This window comes from Marinomonas spartinae (genome assembly GCF_016461715.1).
GTDB lineage: Bacteria > Pseudomonadota > Gammaproteobacteria > Pseudomonadales > Marinomonadaceae > Marinomonas > Marinomonas spartinae_A.
On sequence record NZ_JAEMUI010000002.1, the window covers coordinates 68,364 to 85,888 of the forward strand.

Genomic DNA, 17,525 nt, shown 5'->3' on the forward strand with positions numbered 1-17,525 from the left:
AATGAATAGGGGTGCTAAACTTATGGTTACTTTTCACCATAGTAATACGAGTTTTAGTGTCCTTGTTTAGATCAATATTTCGATAAGGTTTTAATCGTATTAGAGTGTATTGATCTTTTGGGGATAAAAAATAAGCCGCAAAATGTGATTGAGCGAGCTTAATTACGCTTGGCTTTGTCGCCACTGTCTTGGAGAGACCCCTTTTACTCGTTTAAAGGCACGAGATAGTTGTGATGCGTCTGAAAATCCCCAGCGATAAGCTACTTCCGTAATTGACAATGGTTGTTTCATTGCATCCGCAGTAAGCATGTCTTCGCAGCATTTTTCGATGCGCATTTGCAAAATAAATTGTGCTACGCTGAGATTCTCTTCTGAAAAGAGTCGATAGAGTGACCTTTTCGACATATTCATTGCTTTTGCTATATGGTCTGGACTAAGGTCCTCTTCGGTCAAAAGACGCAATATGTGTCGTTTAGCTCGTTCTTTCATAGAACAAGCTGAATCATTATTTGTATAATCAAGAGAGGGTTTGATTAATGCGCTAATGGCGTATTGCATTGCATCGCCATCTTCCTGAAAAGATGGATTTTGGTAATCAGTCGTCGCCAATTGACGTAATATAGTGGATAGCATTTGGCTACTAGAACGGTTTTGAGCAATTTTGGTGATTCGATTTTGTGCGTGTGTAGAGCATAAGCTGTCAACATAAACTTTTGGTAAGTGCACGGACATTTGCTCTATTAGGCCTTGAGGATGCATGTCGTAAGGCAGCGAAGAATCAATAAGGGCGATTTCGCCTGGTAGTAATAGATCATTGTTGTTTGACCAAGAAAAACCCATAGAGCCTTTCTTTTGTAGGATGACAAAATAGTGTTTGTCGTCTTGGCTAGTCGACTTTGAACGGACTATTTTTTCCGCATTGGTTTTGATGTGAACCACATCCAAACCGTTATGATTATCCAGTCTCATATTGCCGATAAAAGGGATGTTACGCTGTGGTTGAGTGTCAAAATTGCCGCAAATAGAGTGTACAGAGTGTTCCCAGTGATCTAAGTCGAGCATTTCTTTCTCCCATCATGCATGGCTCTCTAGAGATCGACTTATTGATGTATAAGTACCTTAAGAGTCATGCGAATTTAGTTGAAATATAAACTATTTTAGCAAGTATTGTTCCAACTAAATTCACATGATGTCAAGGTCTAATCTTTTGCAGTTTTCTCCCTGTTTTTAGTAGCACATGATCACGGATTTGACTTCGGTGTAGTCATTGATGAATTCACGGCCAAACTCTCGGCCGACACCGGATTGTTTAGTGCCTCCAAATGGCACAGAAGGGTCAAGGATAGAGTGCATATTGACCCAAACTGTACCAGACTCAATTTTCGGGATCATTCGCATGGCTTGAGATAAGTTATTGGTCCAGATACTGCTGCTTAAGCCAAATGGCGTATTATTGATTAGATCAATTAACTCTTCCTCGTCTTCATAAGGCATAAAGCTAATGATTGGTCCAAATGTCTCTTCCTGCATTAATGTTTCATCAACACTGGATGCTTGCACTATCGTAGGCTCAACAAAAAAGCCTTCGCCCTTAATCGCTTTGCCGCCATGTAAGACTCGGCTTTCTTTGTGGGCAATTTCTAAGTATTCGCAAACCTTGTTGAATTGCGGTTCGTTGGAGAGAGGACCGAAATAAACACTTTCATCAAGCGGAGAACCAATTTTGGCCTCGCTTAATTTTTGCGCGAGTTTAGTCGTTAATTCATCAATGCGAGAGGAGTGAACATAAACACGTTCTGGTGCGGCACATACTTGGCCTTGATGTATGTAACCCAACTGAAAAAGCCCGCCGACAACACGATCAATATCCGCATCTTTTAAAACCGCAGCAGTATTTTTACCACCTAGCTCTAAGGTACAGCGAGTCAGATCGGCGGAAGCTGTTGCGCTAATTTTCTTGCCTGTCGCGACAGAACCGGTAAAAGAGACTTTGCGCACTTTAGAGTGTTGGATAAGTTGTCCACCAACATCGCCTTTGCCATTTACTATGTTAAGAACACCGTCTGGTACGCCAGCTTCTTTTGCTAATTCAGCAATACGCAGAATAGTCAGCGGCGTGAACTCACTTGGTTTAAGAACAATGGTACAACCAGTACAAAGCGCCGCGCCGATTTTCCAACAAGCAATCATGACCGAAAAATTCCAAGGTAAAATACCGGCAACGACGCCAATGGCTTCTCTGCGAGTGAAAGCACTGTATTCTTCACCTTGCATAGAAGGAAAAGACGGCGTCATGGTTTCGCCGTTTATTTTTGTGCTCCAACCAGCGAAATAACGCAAGAACATCGCGCTTTGTTGCACTTCAAACATGCGTGAAAGGTGGATGGATTTGCCGCTACACAAGGTTTCTAATTGGGCAATCTCTTCCCCGTTCTGTTCAATTAAATCCGCTAGTTTATTGAGGATAACGCCACGTGTATAAGGGGATGTTTTCCCCCAAGTGCCTTTAAAGGCTTGATAAGAGGACTCAATGGCGGCATCGACTTCTTGAGTGGTTGCACTGTGGATTTTGGCAATAACGGCTTCCGTAGAAGGGTTAATAATATCGAAGGTGCTATCGCCAGATGCTTTTGTTTGACCAGTAATGAATTGACCATGATCTTGTTTCAAAAAAGCTTGTGTGGCGTCTAATAATGGAATGTCTGACATAATGTTATTGCTCCTTAATTTGAAGAATTTAGTGTGAAGTGCGCGCCGCGCTCGCCAATCATCATGGCAACGGCGTTGGTGTTACCACTCGGTATTTGTGGGCAAATAGAGAGATCCACCACTCGAAGGTTTTTGGTGCCGTGAACTTTGAGCTCTAAGTCAATGACAGAGTCACTACGAGACACTCCCATTTTGCATGTGCCGCCGGGGTGGTAGACGGTTTTGATATTTTGACGCACAAAGGTTTCCAACGCGTCTGTATTATCAATGGCAATGTTATTTGGCTCGACCACTTTTTTGATAATGCTTTTTAAAGCGGGCTGCTCCATGGCTTTTAGGCCCATTTGAACCGCTCGAATTTGGTTTTTTACATCATCAGGGTGTGACAAAATTTGAGCATCAATTTCGACTAAGTCGCTTGGGTTATTCGATTTTAAGCGTACTTCTCCACGGGATTTAGAGCGTAGATGGCCCACTTTGATCGAAACGCCATGACCTTCTGCCTCGGGCTTTTCGCCTGGGGTGTTGTCAAAATTATCAAGCAGAGGAAGGAAGTGAAATTGAATGTCAGGGCGACCCACATTCTCGCTATCAATAAAGGCACCGCCTTCCAGAATGTTACTGGTGAGTAAGCCAGAGCGAGTTGTCATCCATTGCATCATATGTTTTACGGCCGATAATCCTTTATCTTCATTGAAGATACTGATGTCTTCTTTGGTCGTGGCGTTGATCGACATATGTTGGTGGTCGTGGAAGTTCTTACCCACAGGAAGGTCTATCTTAGGCTCAATGCCCATGGCTTTAAGGTGTTCCACCGGGCCAATGCCAGACAGCATAAGAATTTTCGGGCTGCCAAAAGCTCCTGAACTAATGATGACTTCTTTACGTGCTTTTGCCGTTATTGTTTCACCATCTTTTATTGAATAGACAACACCCGTGGCGACATCACCTTCAATATTTACTTTATGAACAAGGGCATCTGTCAGAACGGTTAGGTTTGGATTATTGATAACGGATTTGAGATAGGTTTGCGATGTACTGGCACGCTCACCATTTTTTGTGGTGGTTTGGTAAAACCCTGTACCTTCTTGTGAGGCGCCATTAAAATCATTGGTATAAGGCAAGCCCATTTGTTGGCAGGCACGAATACAGGCTTGTGTTAAAGGGTGACGGTATCTATTTTCACTGACAGGAACGGCACCCGTTTCACCATGATACGTGTCGCCAAGGCTTTCATTAGCTTCGGCACGTTTGAAAAAGGGTAGTACATCCTCATAGCTCCAACTTTCGCATCCCCAGATAGTCTTCCAATCATCGTAATCTTGTTTTTGCCCGCGAATATAGATCATGCCATTCACTGAACTGCCACCGCCTAACACTTTACCTTGTGCGATGAGCATTTCACGGTTATCGCATTCCGGTTGTGGAAGCGTCATATAGGGCCAAGACTTTTGTTGGAAAACCTTCACAACAGTGGCGGGGATTTTATGAAATAAACTGCTGTCTTTTTCGCCTGCTTCGAGCAGAAGGACAGATCCCGCGTTGGCTTCGATAAGACGCGCTGCGACCACACAGCCAGCTGAACCTGCTCCTGCAATAATGTAGTCAAACTCTTTCATTACATGTTCCTCTTTATAATCTTTTATTATGATTCCCCATTAAACGCATTTGCCTTGATTTGTCGCATGGCAATCAGTGCCAAAAAAATGGCATTTTTGGACAACTTTTAAAGTGTCTGTCACTTCCTGCTTTATTTGTCATGGTCGAGAAATCGGGGGTGAGGGGGTGTTATTTGGCTGAGCTGTGTTTAAAGCCTGTTTTACTAGGCGTTGGCATATTTTTAGGTCAGTTGAATAGAAAAAAGCGCGTCATTTAGGTGATGCGCTTTTTTTGTGTTTGTGGCGTGTCTTTTGTCACTGGCGTTAGCCGGTGTTAGATGTCTTTGCCGATCCAGACCACGCGGCCGATGACTTCTAGGTCGTTGGCTTCGTTGGGTTCGATTATTTGCTCTTTGTAGTCTTTATTGTCGCTAAGCAAGAGTAAGCCTTTATTGATGAGTTTTTGCACACGTTTGACGACGAGGTGGTTGTCGGTGCGTATTACGTAGATGCTGCCGTCGATCATGTCGCGTTGGCTGGTGTCGATCATCAAGGTGTTGTTATCACTGATGGTCGGCTCCATGCTGTCTCCACGGGTGAACACAAGGACGAGATCTTTCTCGTTGAGGCCACGATATTTCAGCCATTTGTGGCGAAAAGCGAGAAAACGCGTAGGTTCTTCTTCCATGGGGGCGGTGCCAGGTCCTGCGGATACTTGGATTTTGTAGCCTGGGATCATAGCGAATTCTTTGGTGATGTCGTCTTTTGGTTGAGCTTCTGCTTGTGAAGCGTTGTCCGTTTTTCCTGTAACGAGCCAGTTGACAGACACACCGCCGGCTTCGGCGAGGGCCAGCAAACGCGTTAGGGTGGGCTCTGAGTCGCCTTGCTTCCATTTACGAACCACAGATTCAGACACGCCTGACAAACGTGCGAGCGCGCTAGTGCCACCCACTTTCTCTGACAGCATGTTTATACGATCCTGAAACGAGTCATACCCTAATTCGTCCAAGTGTGACCCATTATTTGGTATTTTTTCTTTCATTTAGATCGCTCTTAAGTCTCTGATTTATATAAACTTATTTTCATAAACGCACAAAAAGGCGAATTATTGTCTCGTGTGACCGCACAAATGTGTTGATTGGTCGTATGATTGTGCTATCTTATTAAAGGCAAATCATGAACAGAGCAACTCAATAGGGTTGTTCTATAAAACTGCATAGAAGGAAGCCAAAAAAATGAGCAAGCAATGTACTCACTCAACAACACTCTCTGACTGGCATCGCCAAGACATTATGGCGGCGATTCGCAAAAAAGGAACCACACTCGCCGAGTTAGGTCGCCAGCATGGCTATGAAAGCCCAGCGGCGCTCTACAATGTCTTTAACATGTCCTATCCAAAAGTGGAGCGTATTATCGCTGCCTTTTTGGAATCACATCCCAGTGAGATATGGCCATCCCGATACCAAAAGTCGGATATTGATTTTAAAACATCCATCAGTTTAACGCACTTAAAGAAGTAAAAACCAATTAACTTTAGTAAACCAATAGATAAATAACAAAGCAACGAAAACCGCGTCAATAAATCGTCACTAGGACGATTAACTATAGCAAAGGATGCCGTTATGCACAGCAAGCACCATATTGAATCCGTTAAGACATACGCTCTATAGCGTCTTGTAACAAGCCAACCCCATAAAAATCAAATAGATAGGCGATTCCAAGGCATCGTCCTAGGAAAGTTGCGCCCAAAATTTAGGGTCGGAGACACACATGAAACAATGGTTAACCGCAAAAGATATCAGCGAGCAGCGTTTGCCAGGGCTACCTGAAAGCAAAAGTGGCGTGCTGCGTTACGCAAAACTGAATAATTGGGAATGCCAAACCACCGTCTCCAGTGGCGGTTTGCGTTATGAATTCCACATTTCGAATTTATCAAAAGCCGCTCGTGAGGCGTTGCAAGAGCAGCATCGCCTAGCGGTATTGAAAAAAATGACCCTGCGACCCACCGTAGGGCAAAACAATAGGGCGTTAATCGCACCAAGCAGTAAGAACAACACCAGTATCCGTCAGCGAGATACGGCCAATAGTCGCGCTATGGTGTTGCGTGCTATCCAAGGCATGGTTGATGAAGGCATTAGCCAAGAAAGCGCCATCGCGACGATTTTGACGCAAGCGCAGTTGGGCACCTTAGGGCAAAGCAATCCGGTGTTGGAAAAAGCCTTAGCCGAATCGGTGGATGCTCGAGGGCATACTCGTTACGTTCATTCGTGCGATTCACAACCAGCAGGGCGCTCTTATCCGAGTAAACGCAGCATTATGCGTTGGTTTGCCGAAGTGAAAAAGCAGGGCGATTTGATCCCTAAAAAACGTGAAAAAGCCCCTTTGCCCAGTTGGTTTGCCACGTTTCGAACATTCTATAACGTGCCAGAAAAACCCAGTGTGAACGGCGCTTACGAGCAGTTTCGTGACAACTGGCAGGGCGAAGAACCGTGTCCAAGCATTTACGCGGTGCGTCGTGCCTTGAATAAGTTGGGCAAAGTCGAACGAGAAAAAGGCCGTATGGGCTGTCACGATTTAGTGAACATTCGACCCTTTGCTCGACGTCGCTTCGACCATCTTTTGCCCTGCGATATTTACAGCGCCGATGGGCATACCTTTGATGGGGAAGTCTCCCATCCGCTCCATGGTCGTCCGTTTCGTCCCGAGATCACGACCTTTATCGACATTGCCACTCGCCGAGTGGTGGGCGTATCTGTGACCTTGGCAGAATCCGGTATCGCCGTGTTGGATGCCTTGATGGATGCCTGCAAGTGCGGCGTGCCAGCACTTATTTATGTGGACAACGGCTCGGGTTATGTGAACCACATGTTAAAGGACGAAGCAAAAGGCATTCTTGCACGCTTGGGCTCTGAAATGACTCACTCCTTGCCGTACAACTCGAAAGCGCGAGGGGTCATCGAGCGTGTGCATCAAACTTTATGGGTGGCTGGCGCTAAGACTCTGCCAAATTATGTTGGCCAAGACATGGATCGCCAAGCAAGACTGGCCAATTTTACCGCCTCACGCAAAGGCGCTCAGGGGAACGGCCCGATCAGCACCATGAGTTGGGAGGCCTTTATGAAATGGGTCGACGAGCGGGTGGACTGGTACAACAAGCGCCCCCATAGCAGTTTGCCGAAGATAGACGACCAAGGTACTAAGCGCCACCAAACCCCTTTGGAAGTTTGGATGGACAAGGTCGCTACTGGCTGGGAGCCGTTGGAGCTTAGCAACGATGAGATAGCCCATGTGTTCCGTCCCCGTGAAGAACGTACCGTGGTGCGTGGCGAAGTGCGTTTGTTCAACAATCGCTATTTTTCTCCTGAACTTGAAGAGTTTCACGGCCTTAATGTGCAAGTGGCCTATGACATTCATGACGCAAGTCGCGTTTGGGTGTTCGACATGGAAACCGGTGAACTGATTGCTCAAGCCGATTGGAACGCCAACGAGAGCAAATATTTCCCTGATTCCATGCTTAACCAAGCGCGAGAAAAGCGTGCTCAAGGTCGTTTGAATCGGGCGATGAAAAAGGTCGACGAAATTGAAGCGGAGCGCACAGGCAATGGCTCCTTAGAGGCATCGTATTCCGCGTTGTATCTAGAAGAGCAGAACCGTTTGGATGCATGGCAAGGGGCGTTTTCTCTCTCCAGTGCACAACGAATCACTACACAGCAGGCTGAGTCGATTGTTGCTCAGCAAGCAGACAACGCACGTCAACCAGCCAACCCGTATGAGCCCTTGTCGCCTGCGGGTCGCTATGCCTTATACCAAGCGTGTCAGCGTGACCCAGAGCAGGCGCAGCAGCATCAACGTTGGCTGAGCACTTATCCATTAACCAAAGAGTATCAGTATTTTCGTTCATTAGATAAATCGTCCCATGAACGAGACGACATCAACAAAAAACAGGAGCCGTCATCATGATAGGAATCGCGCAAACTGCCAACCTCGCCCTGTGCGATATGGCCATCGAACGCGCCCAAGCGCGCACGCAATCACTGCCCGGCATGGTGTGCCTATATGGCCCCAGCGGCACCGGCAAATCCGTCGCGGCAAGCTTTGTGGCCAATCGCCGTCGCGCTTATTACGTGCAGGCGAAAAGTGTCTGGACCAAGAAGTTTTTCCTACAAGCCATCTTGCGGGAAATGGGCATCAGCACGGTGAAAACCTTGCCAGAAATGCTGGAGATCGCCGCCCAAGAACTGGCGTTGTCGAATCGGCCTTTGATCATCGATGAGATGGATCACCTGATCGACAAAAACGCCGTGGAGCTGGTGCGAGATTTATACGAATCCAGCCAAGCGGTGATCCTATTAATCGGCGAAGAGCGCCTGCCAGACAAGTTGAAAAAGTACGAACGTTTTCACGGTCGAGTCCTTGATTGGGTGCCCGCCCGTTTGGTGGATTTAGACGATGCGCGCCAACTGGCGAGCCATTATGCGCCCAGCATCGAGGTGGCCGACGATTTATTAGACATGCTCATCGCCCACGCCGCAGGCAGCATTCGGCGCATCGTGGTCAACCTTGAGCGCATCCACGAAGTGGCATTGTCTTGTGGTTGGACCATTGCCGACCAAGCGAACTGGGCCAATCGCCCACTGTATACCGGCCATGCGCCAAAAAGGAGGTTGTTATGACACAGCACAGATCGAATACCCAAGCCTTAGTGGATGTATCCGCCTGGGGAGAAGAGCCACCCCATTTTATCCGCTTACTGGCCGATGCGGTGGCCTTGAGTAGCCGCGCCACCGTAGCCCGTCAAATTGGTGTGAGCCGTTCGGCGGTATCGACCTTATTGTCGAACCGTTACCCGAGCAAAACCACCAATAAAATCGAGCAAAAAGTGGTGGATGCCCTGGGGCGAGTGAATTGCCCAACCTTGGGGGACATCACCTCTGCGAAATGCCATCGCACACGGATTCGTCCTTTTATGAACACCAATAACCAAACCATTGCCCAGTTTCGCGCTTGCGCCAACTGCCCAAACAACCCCAATCGCCGGAGTCAACAAGATGAACAATAGTAGGAATCACACACAGCAAGAGAGCCAATCGTCCATCATTCCAATGGGCTACCGCCAGAATGCCAGCGGCCACTTGGTTCCAGAAAGCGCCATTCGTGAGCAAGATTTATTGCGCGATCAAGTAGTGCAAAGTTTGGTACCTAAAGCCCTTGAATTGCATAACGCCTTGCAGACCTTTAAACAACTGGCGTTGCAAGATATCGACGACTTAATCCAAATTGCCGGTGAGCGTTACGGTGCCAAACTGGGCGGTAAAAAAGGTAACGTCAGCTTAACCACCTACGATGGCCGTTATAAAATTCAGCGAGCGTTTCGCGAAGTCTTGGCCTTTACCGAAGAGATCGAAGCCGCCAAAGCGCTGATCGACTCCTGTCTATCACGCTGGAGCGAAGGGGCTAACGACAACATTCGTGCTGTGGTTAGCCAAGCCTTTCGAACCAACACCAAAGGCGAAATCAAAACGGGCAAGATCCTCGACTTGATGCGTTTAAGCATCGAAGACGACGAATGGAACCGCGCCATGGAGGCCTTACGGGATGCCCTCAAATCCATTGGCACCGCCGTCTACGTGCGCATCTACGAACGCATCGACAACACGGACCAGTATCGCCCCGTACCGCTGGACCTCGCGGCCTTATAAGCTAGCCAGCTACGATACTTGTCACAAAAAGAGAAACGACAAAACCACCCATCGAGGTGGTTTTTCTATTTATAAACCACAAGCGTTGTAATAAGAGTGTAAGAGGGGTTGACCACAGCTCCTAATGCCTAAAAAATGTCCGGCATCAATATAGTGATAAGGATATTATTATGCAGCCCCTAAAGCACTACCCACAACCAGAACGCCCGTCTGATCCAACGCCACTCGAAATGGCGATCTACAACTACGAACTCAAAGCCAAAGCCTTTTATGACAAAAAAGCGCGACTTGGCGACGCCAAAGAAGCGGACGTAACCAAACGACTTAACCAAGACTATAAGCACCTAGAGCAAGAGCGGAAGAGGCTTAAGTCAATTACAGTCATACAAGAAGTGTTAGAAAAATACAGAGAGGAAAGTAGATCCTCAGATGAAGACACGCTTATGATGGAAGAGCATCATCCAACCCAAAAACTAGCCAGCTTTTTAACGGCCTCAGGAGAGCCTAAACCCTCCATAAAGCATGAGGCCCATCATATTATTCCAGGTAAAGGGCGCTTCCAACAACCGGCTACAGCAAGAGCAAGGCTTTTTTTACATGGGCATGGCTTGGGAATTAATGATCCAATGAATGGCGTATGGTTATATGGTGTTGAGAAGGGGAAGAAAGAGTTTGATTGGGCAACGTCCGCAGCCACTTCTCACCGTCGAATACATCGCTATAACTATGAAACGTGGATATCTTCGACATTGGGGCGGCATGAAATGTCTTCACAGCGTTTTATAAGCCTACTTCAAGAAGTTAAGTTGAGAATTAAGAATGGTATGATGCCGCAGCAAGTAATGATGAAAAAAGACGAATCTTGGGATGGTTTATCATGATGTATGCAGTTCACAATATTACAAACTCGTATGATGTTATTGAGTACGATTTTTTAGAAGTGGCCAAAAAAATTAAGCCGAAAATGAGCGAAGACATCAAGCCATTAAAGTATTTGATGTATATGCACGGAAGAAATTATACATTATCTGAGTATTGGCCTGACCCTATGGCGTTTAAGTATACTCCTAAGGGCAAGAAGCAGAACAACGATGTGAGTATTTTAGAAGGCTTGGTGGTCTTTAGTGATAAAGCTCACGATGCCTTGCAACCATTGTTGGCTGAGTATGGTGAGTTCTTAAAAATTGATGTGGAAGGGGACAGAAAGTACCTTTTTAATCCGCTTGTGTTCGGTGAGGAAGACCACACACTTAGTAAAAAACGCTATTTCAACAATGTCCATACTGGCTACGACTGCATTGCGTTTAACAAGGATGATGTAGATAGCAAGGTTATCTATAAAAGCAAATTGGGAGGGGCTCTTTTGTACTGCAATGAGGTATTTGTCGAGGCGTTTAAAGCCCATCAGCTTAAAGGGCTGACCTTCACGCCAGTAGAGGATTATATCTATAAAGGTGAGTTCTAATAGACAAAGTACAATAAGCGAAAGGAATGGCGCGGTAAGGCATGATATATGCAATCCACAATGCCATAAACTCAGAGAGCATTATTGATTTCGACTATATATCAGTCGCTAAGAAGCTACAGGTCAACATGGATGGAAGTGTTAATGCACTTAGCGTCTTGATGGATTTGTATGAAGACAATACACCTTTGAGCGATGTCTGGCCTAACTCGATGACGTTTAATTACTTTAAAAAATCGAAAGAAGCGAACTTGGACATTAACCTAGCATCAGGCTGGGGCGTTTTCAGTGAGAAAGCCTTTGAGGTATTAAAGAACCTTCTTGCGCCTTACGGAGAGTTTTTAAAAATTTCCGTAGAGGGTGATACAAAGTACATTTTTAACTGTCTTATGTTTGGCGAAGAGAACACAGCGTTAAGCGATGTGGAGTATGTCGATGGGCTTCCTATTGGCTACAGACATATTGCGTTTAATGAAGCGGATGTTGTTCAAAAAGTGCTATTTAAAAGTAGGTTAAGCGGCTCTATGCTGTTTTGCAATGAGGTACTTGTCGAGTCGTTTAAAGCCCATCAACTTAAAGGGCTGACTTTCACGCCAGTAGAGGATTATATCTATAAAGGTGAGTTCTAGAATCAGTTAATCGGGTTATGCAACGAGTGACTGGCTGTAAACAAAACCACCCATCGAGGTGGTTTTTTATTGCTAGTGATCCGCTAAAAATCATTGACCGTTAGAATTTTTTACTAACGCATCACCATGCTAGTTTTCTTAGCATGATGACTTTAGAACCTTGGCAATCTTTATTGCCCGACTCAGCGCAGCAGCTTATTCATGTAATTGGATGGGCCGATACGGCGCGTCTTATTAATACCTTTGGCGGGACGACGTTGCCGATGCCATCTGGCGTGAATGCCATTGGTCGCGCAACATTGGCGCTCTTAGCCGAGAAAATGGGCGATGAGGTAACACAAAAACTCGCCCAATATTACGGTGGCGCGCCCTTGTACGTACCCCGCTGTTCAGCGGCTCTGCGTCGTGCTCGCGATAATGTGATTATCAGTGAATTTGAAGCGCGTATTCGTGCCAAAGAAACCGCCACCAGTGCGGTGAATCAGTTAGCCATGGAGCATAAACTCACGGATCGTCGTATTTGGAAAATTCTGAAAACCACCCCGCCAGATGACCCTACACCGGATTTATTCCAAGGCTTTGCCTAACTCATTGTCTCTTTCATGGCCCTGATCGGGCCTTTTTTATGTCTGCGATTTTGTTATTTCCCCTTAAAAAAGGTGAATGGTAAGGCTATGAACTCCGTGGTGTATTTCGACGTTTTTCGTAAATACATTGAACTCTTATAACCCCCTCCCTGCCTCCCCCTTAGTAAGGGGGAGGAGTCTTTACTGTGGCATCTCCAGTTCCCTCTCCTTAGTAAGGGAGGTTACGGCATTTCGAGTTTCCTCCCTTAGTAAGGGGGGAGGTGTTTATTACGGCGGCATTTCCAGTTCCCTCCCCTTATTTAAGGGGAGGGTTAGGGAGGGGTTTAAGAAGTTTGAGTGTTTACATTCCTTTTATCTTTTGTTTTGTCATGCAAATGCACCACGAGTAAATAAAGCCATTAAGCTAATCCAACGAAACAAGCATCACAAATCCCCCCTCTATTACTGAATCCGTCCAGTCGGCTTTCCTCTTTTCTCTCTTGTAACTTGGAGCAAAGCTCGCGGCAGTTGGCCGTGTGTGTTGTGTATTTTGAAGAGGAGAAAACGATGGGAGCCCGTCGACAGTTAAGTGTGATCGATAGTGTGATTATTCATCATGCAGAAACCCCTAATGGCCATGTGTTTACGGCTGAACAGATCGACCAATGGCATGAAGCGCGCCATTTCGAACGAGACATGAGTATTTGTCCGGGTTATAGCCCGTTAAAGCACATTGGCTATCACTATGTGATTGAGTTAGATGGCACGATTCAACGTGGCCGACCGCTGGAAGAGGTGGGGGCGCACACCTATGGGAAAAACCCCAAAAGTATCGGTATTTGCCTGATTGGTATGGATAAATTTGCTTTGGTGCAATGGCAACAGTTGCTCAATCTTATTCAAAGTTTGGATGACAAGTTAGCCACTTCGCTGGCGGTGTACGGCCATAACCAATTTAGCCCGAAAACCTGCCCAGGTTTTAATGTTCCAGCTTGGATTAGTCGCAAGTTTCGGCCGTTGGATCAACATATTTTAGAAGGTGACTTCCATGGGGTGGTTTAGCGATTTGTTTACGTCGGGAGCGGGATCCTTGGTGTCGTCCATTGGCGAGGTGGCGGATCGCTTTATTGAATCGCCGGACGATAAAAACGCCTTCAAGCTGCAAATGCAAACCCTGATTCAACAGCGAGACAGCGAGATCGAGCAGAGTTTGCGCAAAAACTTGGAAGCCAAAGAGCGCGTCTTAGTGGCGGAGTTAAACCAAGGGGACAGCTACACCAAACGGGCTCGCCCCACGGTGGTTTACGCTGGGCTGATTTTTATCGCGATTAATTATGTGGTTTTCCCTTTGCTTGCCCGCATAGCAACGGCCACGGGTGTCACAGTGGATGCTTCGCCGTTGGCGGATTTACCCGGGGATTTTTGGTTGGCGTGGGGAGGCATATGTGCGACTTGGTCGATTGGCCGAACCATAGAAAAACGTGGAACGCAGACCCCGCTTACGCAAGCGGCGACGGGCTCTAAGCCAGTAACCAGCTTGCTTAAGTAAGGATGGGATAGGACAAGATTATGGATTTATTAGATTGGGCGGCGGATTTAGAAGAAGCCTTTCGTGCGGCCTCGATTCAACAACACAGACAACAAGGAGAGGTGACCTTCACGACCCATTGTGTGGACTGTGATGAAGTGATTCCCGCCCCACGGCGGGCGGCGCTGCCGCATACCACACGCTGTATCGATTGCCAGCAAGATGAGGAGAAACGCCAATGACAACCGATTGGGGGCAATGGAAATTCTGGTTTGATGTGGGACAGTGGGGGATTATGCTAATGTTATCGGGCTGGATGTTTATTGACAAAGGTCGTGCTAAAAACAGCAACGCCATTCGCGAGATGACTATGAGTCAACAAACCTTGGACAAACGCATTACCCAGCTAGAAAACAAAGCCGCCACCCATGAAGACATCGCCAAACTCACCGCCGAGATGGAAGGGTTAAAAAGCACCTTAACCCGCTTGACGGTGACAACAGACCGAATACACGACTATTTGTTGAATAAGAAGGAGTCTTGATTACTGATAGGTGGGAATGTGTTAGCATTTCAGTGACTAACGTTATAGATACAAGGATGTATTCTGAATGGCAATACAGTTTCACCCAAAAGTAGGTCAAATATTACTGTGTGATTTCTCTGTTGGCTTTAAAGAGCCAGAAATGGTGAAAAATAAAAGACCTGTGCTAGTTGTTGCTTCGGATATAGCGGGCCGAGTAGGCTTGGTTACTGTATTAGCTTTGAGTACTAAGGTGCCAGATCCAATTAAACCCTATCATTATAAAATACCTAGAAGCTCAATGCCTCAGCTAGGTCGTTTTCAAGAAAACGATACTTGGCTTAAAGGGGATATGATTTATACGGTCGGATTTCACCGATTAGATTTAATTATGCTAGGAAAAAGGGATCCGACAAGCGGAAAACGAGTATATTTTCAAAATAAGTTAGGTCGAGATCAAATGAAAGAAGTTTATAAGTGTATGCTACATGGTCTGAATCTTGGTAAGCTTAGCGCCCATTTATAGTATCTTATCAGGTTGATATTTACATCGTCATGTTTTATATTATGAGTGTTCCTGCTCTGCATCGCATCAGGCATTCGAGACTGCATTAAGGTCCGTCCCATGCAGCCAGCCCATTCTAAAGCGATTACAAGCTAGTTTGGTGCTGAGATCAGGCTCCTTTTTGGAGCCTTTGTTTTATGTAAGGTCTAGTAAGGTCGTGGTGAAAGCGTTTCACGAGCGGGCTACAGTAAAACCTATCTTCCCCTATTTTAGTTATAGATTGCTAGTCTTTGTTTCTCCAAGATGCTCAATGGTTTTGACTAATGTGTCGAGTCTGCCCAAAGCATCTAGCTATCAAGTAGGTCATAAATATTTAATGCTATTTTCCTAAAGTGCCAGGCTAAAAATACAGCTACACCGCACATAGTTATCAAAATCGGCCCATTTTCAACAATTGCAGCTTGTAGCTGTTCGATGTCAAAAATGGATATTTTTGGAGAGTCACTAAATATGTTTTTGACTATCACAGACATTGGCGTAGCCACAGCCGAGACAATGACAGACGAAAAAAGCAAATTCGCTATTGCCATAAATGAGTCAGCTGCTTTTTCAAAACTTCTCTTTTTCCTGCCTTTTAAAAAAGGGAGTGATTTTATGACTTTTCTTTTTCTCACAGGGTCGCTATAAAAATTATCGTTTGCCTTTTCCCAAATCTCTTCAAAGGCTTCTTTAGATATTTCCTTTGTGTCAAATTCTGGATCGTCCGTTATTTCGTTAGTGGGGGGAACGGGAATTTCGCCTAATCTAGTTTCACATGTTGATTTTGTGGCGGATGCGTAATTCAGCTTATCATCGGAAAACACTTCCACCTTACGGGTTTCATAACGCTCAGCGTCAAGCTCGCTGTAAAATTCTTTTGGCTGATCTTTAGGAGCATTTATCCATTTTGAGTAGAGATACGTTGTCATGTAACAATCCTTTTCAGATGATGAATATCAATAGTGTCAGCTTTATATCACAAACCTATTCTAACCTCATTTCTCTCATCCCTCTCACGCCTTTCAAGCCTCGACCCACTATATTGCCCTGTGTTTTTCGCGAAATGCGTTTCTAACGGGGGGCTAACGGGGTCTGTGTGGCGGTTATCTTGTGGGGGCTGGGGTATGTTTTTTATTGGAGAGAAAAAATCAGGGTGCCGAGTGGGCAACCTGATTGGCTAAGGGTAGAAATAGGGGAGCGGTATTTGGCAAGGTCGGTTTATTGGCTAAGCTCTTGGCGAATGATGGCGGCGCCGGCGCTTAAGGCTTCGAGTTTGCCTCTGGCAACGTCCCGGGATAACGGTGCCATACCACAGTTGGTGCATGGGTACAGTTTGTCTGCGTCCACGTATTGCAGTGCTTTGCGTAAGGTATCCGCGACTTCTTCTGGGGTTTCGATGGTGTCAGTGGCAACATCGATGGCTCCCACCATGATTTTCTTACCGCGAACGAGCGCCATTAATTCCATAGGTACCCGTGAGTGATGGCATTCTAGGGAGATAATGTCGATGTTAGAGGCTTGCAGTTTTGGGAAGATTTCTTCGTACTGGCGCCACTGTGATCCTAAGGTTTTCTTCCAGTCGGTGTTGGCTTTGATGCCGTAGCCATAACAAATATGGACGGCGGTTTCACATTGCAGACCTTCAATAGCGCGCTCAAGGCAGGCAACGCCCCAGTCATTCACATCATCAAAAAAGACGTTAAAGGCCGGTTCATCAAACTGGATAATATCCACCCCTGCCGCTTCCAGCTCTTTGGCTTCTTCGTTGAGGATTTTGGCGAATTCCCAAGCCAGTTTTTCTCGGCTTTTGTAATGGTCATCATAGAGAGTATCGACCATTGTCATGGGGCCAGGAAGGGCCCACTTTATGGGCTGCTTGGTCTGCTGGCGTAGAAATTTGGCGTCTTCGACGAAGACGGACTTCTGACGAGACACGGCGCCGACCACAACAGGGACGCTCGCCTCATAGCGGTCGCGGATGGTGACGGTTTTGCGGTTTTCAAAATCCACACCGTTAAGGTGTTCGATAAAGGTGGTGACAAAATGTTGTCGTGTTTGCTCGCCATCACTGACGATATCAATGCCAGCATGGCTCTGCTCATGAAGAGACACTCGTAAGGCATCGCGCTTGCCAGCAATAAGGTGGTCACCCTGTAATTTCCAGGGTGACCAGAGTGTTTCCGGTTCAGCAAGCCACGATGGTTTGGGCAGGCTGCCAGCGGTGGAGGTGGGTAATAATGTTTTCATAATAAATGTCTTATCGT

General features: G+C 46.2%; 20 protein-coding genes. 14 read left to right on the forward strand and 6 right to left on the reverse strand.

Going from position 1 to position 17,525, the window contains the following annotated elements; all coding sequences use genetic code 11:
• Positions 1-162 precede the first annotated feature (162 nt).
• The 4 genes from feaR to JHD45_RS02190 form a co-directional block, all read right to left on the reverse strand.
• A complete protein-coding gene (gene feaR / locus JHD45_RS02175; protein ID WP_199474568.1) occupies positions 163-1,062 on the reverse strand; it encodes a transcriptional regulator FeaR in 900 nt (299 codons plus the stop codon).
• Positions 1,063-1,227: 165 nt separating this feature from the next.
• Positions 1,228-2,709: an NAD-dependent phenylacetaldehyde dehydrogenase gene (locus JHD45_RS02180; protein ID WP_199474569.1), complete on the reverse strand. Its 1,482-nt coding sequence runs from the start codon at positions 2,707-2,709 to the stop codon at positions 1,228-1,230.
• A gap of 14 nt (positions 2,710-2,723) precedes the next feature.
• Complete coding sequence (locus JHD45_RS02185; protein ID WP_199474570.1) at positions 2,724-4,328, reverse strand: GMC family oxidoreductase; 1,605 nt, start codon at positions 4,326-4,328, stop codon at positions 2,724-2,726.
• Between the two features lie 313 nt (positions 4,329-4,641).
• Positions 4,642-5,349: an XRE family transcriptional regulator gene (locus JHD45_RS02190; RefSeq protein WP_199474571.1), complete on the reverse strand. Its 708-nt coding sequence runs from the start codon at positions 5,347-5,349 to the stop codon at positions 4,642-4,644.
• A gap of 193 nt (positions 5,350-5,542) precedes the next feature.
• Here JHD45_RS02190 and JHD45_RS02195 point away from each other — a divergent pair, with 193 nt between their 5' ends.
• The 14 genes from JHD45_RS02195 (at position 5,543) to JHD45_RS02260 (ending at position 15,243) form a co-directional block, all read left to right on the forward strand.
• Positions 5,543-5,827, forward strand: coding sequence for a helix-turn-helix domain-containing protein (locus JHD45_RS02195; RefSeq protein WP_067015323.1), 285 nt, complete (start codon positions 5,543-5,545; stop codon positions 5,825-5,827).
• 250 nt (positions 5,828-6,077) lie between these two features.
• Entirely contained in the window at positions 6,078-8,267 is a 2,190-nt protein-coding gene (locus JHD45_RS02200) for a Mu transposase C-terminal domain-containing protein (RefSeq protein ID WP_199474572.1), read from the forward strand.
• On the forward strand, positions 8,264-8,980 hold the full coding sequence (locus JHD45_RS02205) for an AAA family ATPase (protein ID WP_067015317.1): 717 nt from the start codon (positions 8,264-8,266) through the stop codon (positions 8,978-8,980). Before JHD45_RS02200 ends, JHD45_RS02205 begins: the two co-directional genes overlap by 4 nt.
• Positions 8,977-9,366 (forward strand): hypothetical protein, encoded by a 390-nt coding sequence (locus JHD45_RS02210; protein ID WP_067015314.1) that lies wholly within the window; start codon positions 8,977-8,979, stop codon positions 9,364-9,366. The genes JHD45_RS02205 and JHD45_RS02210 overlap by 4 nt, the downstream gene beginning before the upstream one ends.
• Positions 9,356-10,006 (forward strand): DUF3164 family protein, encoded by a 651-nt coding sequence (locus JHD45_RS02215; RefSeq protein WP_199474573.1) that lies wholly within the window; start codon positions 9,356-9,358, stop codon positions 10,004-10,006. Before JHD45_RS02210 ends, JHD45_RS02215 begins: the two co-directional genes overlap by 11 nt.
• A 170-nt stretch (positions 10,007-10,176) precedes the next feature.
• Positions 10,177-10,887 carry an AHH domain-containing protein gene (locus JHD45_RS02220; protein WP_199474574.1) on the forward strand — a complete coding sequence of 237 codons (711 nt, stop codon included), beginning with the start codon at positions 10,177-10,179 and terminating at the stop codon, positions 10,885-10,887.
• A complete protein-coding gene (locus JHD45_RS02225; RefSeq protein WP_199474575.1) occupies positions 10,884-11,471 on the forward strand; it encodes a hypothetical protein in 588 nt (195 codons plus the stop codon). The genes JHD45_RS02220 and JHD45_RS02225 overlap by 4 nt, the downstream gene beginning before the upstream one ends.
• Before the next feature lie 41 nt (positions 11,472-11,512).
• Positions 11,513-12,100, forward strand: coding sequence for a hypothetical protein (locus JHD45_RS02230; protein WP_199474576.1), 588 nt, complete (start codon positions 11,513-11,515; stop codon positions 12,098-12,100).
• Positions 12,101-12,243: 143 nt separating this feature from the next.
• Entirely contained in the window at positions 12,244-12,687 is a 444-nt protein-coding gene (locus tag JHD45_RS02235; RefSeq protein WP_083200887.1) for a Mor transcription activator family protein, read from the forward strand.
• Positions 12,688-13,233: 546 nt separating this feature from the next.
• A complete protein-coding gene (locus JHD45_RS02240; RefSeq protein ID WP_199474577.1) occupies positions 13,234-13,728 on the forward strand; it encodes an N-acetylmuramoyl-L-alanine amidase in 495 nt (164 codons plus the stop codon).
• Positions 13,715-14,215 carry a holin family protein gene (locus JHD45_RS02245; RefSeq protein ID WP_083208285.1) on the forward strand — a complete coding sequence of 167 codons (501 nt, stop codon included), beginning with the start codon at positions 13,715-13,717 and terminating at the stop codon, positions 14,213-14,215. Before JHD45_RS02240 ends, JHD45_RS02245 begins: the two co-directional genes overlap by 14 nt.
• A 20-nt stretch (positions 14,216-14,235) precedes the next feature.
• Positions 14,236-14,436 (forward strand): TraR/DksA C4-type zinc finger protein, encoded by a 201-nt coding sequence (locus tag JHD45_RS02250; RefSeq protein ID WP_199474578.1) that lies wholly within the window; start codon positions 14,236-14,238, stop codon positions 14,434-14,436.
• A complete protein-coding gene (locus tag JHD45_RS02255) occupies positions 14,433-14,738 on the forward strand; it encodes a hypothetical protein (RefSeq protein ID WP_199474579.1) in 306 nt (101 codons plus the stop codon). Before JHD45_RS02250 ends, JHD45_RS02255 begins: the two co-directional genes overlap by 4 nt.
• Positions 14,739-14,805: 67 nt before the next feature.
• Positions 14,806-15,243: a type II toxin-antitoxin system PemK/MazF family toxin gene (locus tag JHD45_RS02260; RefSeq protein ID WP_199474580.1), complete on the forward strand. Its 438-nt coding sequence runs from the start codon at positions 14,806-14,808 to the stop codon at positions 15,241-15,243.
• Positions 15,244-15,569: 326 nt separating this feature from the next.
• Here the strand turns inward: JHD45_RS02260 and JHD45_RS02265 are convergent, their stop codons facing one another.
• A complete protein-coding gene (locus tag JHD45_RS02265; RefSeq protein WP_199474581.1) occupies positions 15,570-16,190 on the reverse strand; it encodes a DUF6881 domain-containing protein in 621 nt (206 codons plus the stop codon).
• A gap of 289 nt (positions 16,191-16,479) precedes the next feature.
• The gene (locus tag JHD45_RS02270; RefSeq protein WP_199474582.1) at positions 16,480-17,508 is read right to left on the reverse strand and encodes a methionine synthase; all 1,029 of its coding nucleotides are present in this window, start codon (positions 17,506-17,508) and stop codon (positions 16,480-16,482) included.
• Positions 17,509-17,525: the final 17 nt, after the last annotated feature.

What these genes read in the sequence shown, in the direction of transcription:
- feaR (WP_199474568.1), bottom strand. Translation starts at nt 1,062, where the DNA reads ATGCTCGACTTAGATCACTGGGAACACTCTGTACACTCTATTTGCGGC.
- JHD45_RS02180 (WP_199474569.1), bottom strand. Translation starts at nt 2,709, where the DNA reads ATGTCAGACATTCCATTATTAGACGCCACACAAGCTTTTTTGAAACAA.
- JHD45_RS02185 (WP_199474570.1), bottom strand. Translation starts at nt 4,328, where the DNA reads ATGAAAGAGTTTGACTACATTATTGCAGGAGCAGGTTCAGCTGGCTGT.
- JHD45_RS02190 (WP_199474571.1), bottom strand. Translation starts at nt 5,349, where the DNA reads ATGAAAGAAAAAATACCAAATAATGGGTCACACTTGGACGAATTAGGG.
- JHD45_RS02195 (WP_067015323.1), top strand. Translation starts at nt 5,543, where the DNA reads ATGAGCAAGCAATGTACTCACTCAACAACACTCTCTGACTGGCATCGC.
- JHD45_RS02200 (WP_199474572.1), top strand. Translation starts at nt 6,078, where the DNA reads ATGAAACAATGGTTAACCGCAAAAGATATCAGCGAGCAGCGTTTGCCA.
- JHD45_RS02205 (WP_067015317.1), top strand. Translation starts at nt 8,264, where the DNA reads ATGATAGGAATCGCGCAAACTGCCAACCTCGCCCTGTGCGATATGGCC.
- JHD45_RS02210 (WP_067015314.1), top strand. Translation starts at nt 8,977, where the DNA reads ATGACACAGCACAGATCGAATACCCAAGCCTTAGTGGATGTATCCGCC.
- JHD45_RS02215 (WP_199474573.1), top strand. Translation starts at nt 9,356, where the DNA reads ATGAACAATAGTAGGAATCACACACAGCAAGAGAGCCAATCGTCCATC.
- JHD45_RS02220 (WP_199474574.1), top strand. Translation starts at nt 10,177, where the DNA reads ATGCAGCCCCTAAAGCACTACCCACAACCAGAACGCCCGTCTGATCCA.
- JHD45_RS02225 (WP_199474575.1), top strand. Translation starts at nt 10,884, where the DNA reads ATGATGTATGCAGTTCACAATATTACAAACTCGTATGATGTTATTGAG.
- JHD45_RS02230 (WP_199474576.1), top strand. Translation starts at nt 11,513, where the DNA reads ATGATATATGCAATCCACAATGCCATAAACTCAGAGAGCATTATTGAT.
- JHD45_RS02235 (WP_083200887.1), top strand. Translation starts at nt 12,244, where the DNA reads ATGATGACTTTAGAACCTTGGCAATCTTTATTGCCCGACTCAGCGCAG.
- JHD45_RS02240 (WP_199474577.1), top strand. Translation starts at nt 13,234, where the DNA reads ATGGGAGCCCGTCGACAGTTAAGTGTGATCGATAGTGTGATTATTCAT.
- JHD45_RS02245 (WP_083208285.1), top strand. Translation starts at nt 13,715, where the DNA reads ATGGGGTGGTTTAGCGATTTGTTTACGTCGGGAGCGGGATCCTTGGTG.
- JHD45_RS02250 (WP_199474578.1), top strand. Translation starts at nt 14,236, where the DNA reads ATGGATTTATTAGATTGGGCGGCGGATTTAGAAGAAGCCTTTCGTGCG.
- JHD45_RS02255 (WP_199474579.1), top strand. Translation starts at nt 14,433, where the DNA reads ATGACAACCGATTGGGGGCAATGGAAATTCTGGTTTGATGTGGGACAG.
- JHD45_RS02260 (WP_199474580.1), top strand. Translation starts at nt 14,806, where the DNA reads ATGGCAATACAGTTTCACCCAAAAGTAGGTCAAATATTACTGTGTGAT.
- JHD45_RS02265 (WP_199474581.1), bottom strand. Translation starts at nt 16,190, where the DNA reads ATGACAACGTATCTCTACTCAAAATGGATAAATGCTCCTAAAGATCAG.
- JHD45_RS02270 (WP_199474582.1), bottom strand. Translation starts at nt 17,508, where the DNA reads ATGAAAACATTATTACCCACCTCCACCGCTGGCAGCCTGCCCAAACCA.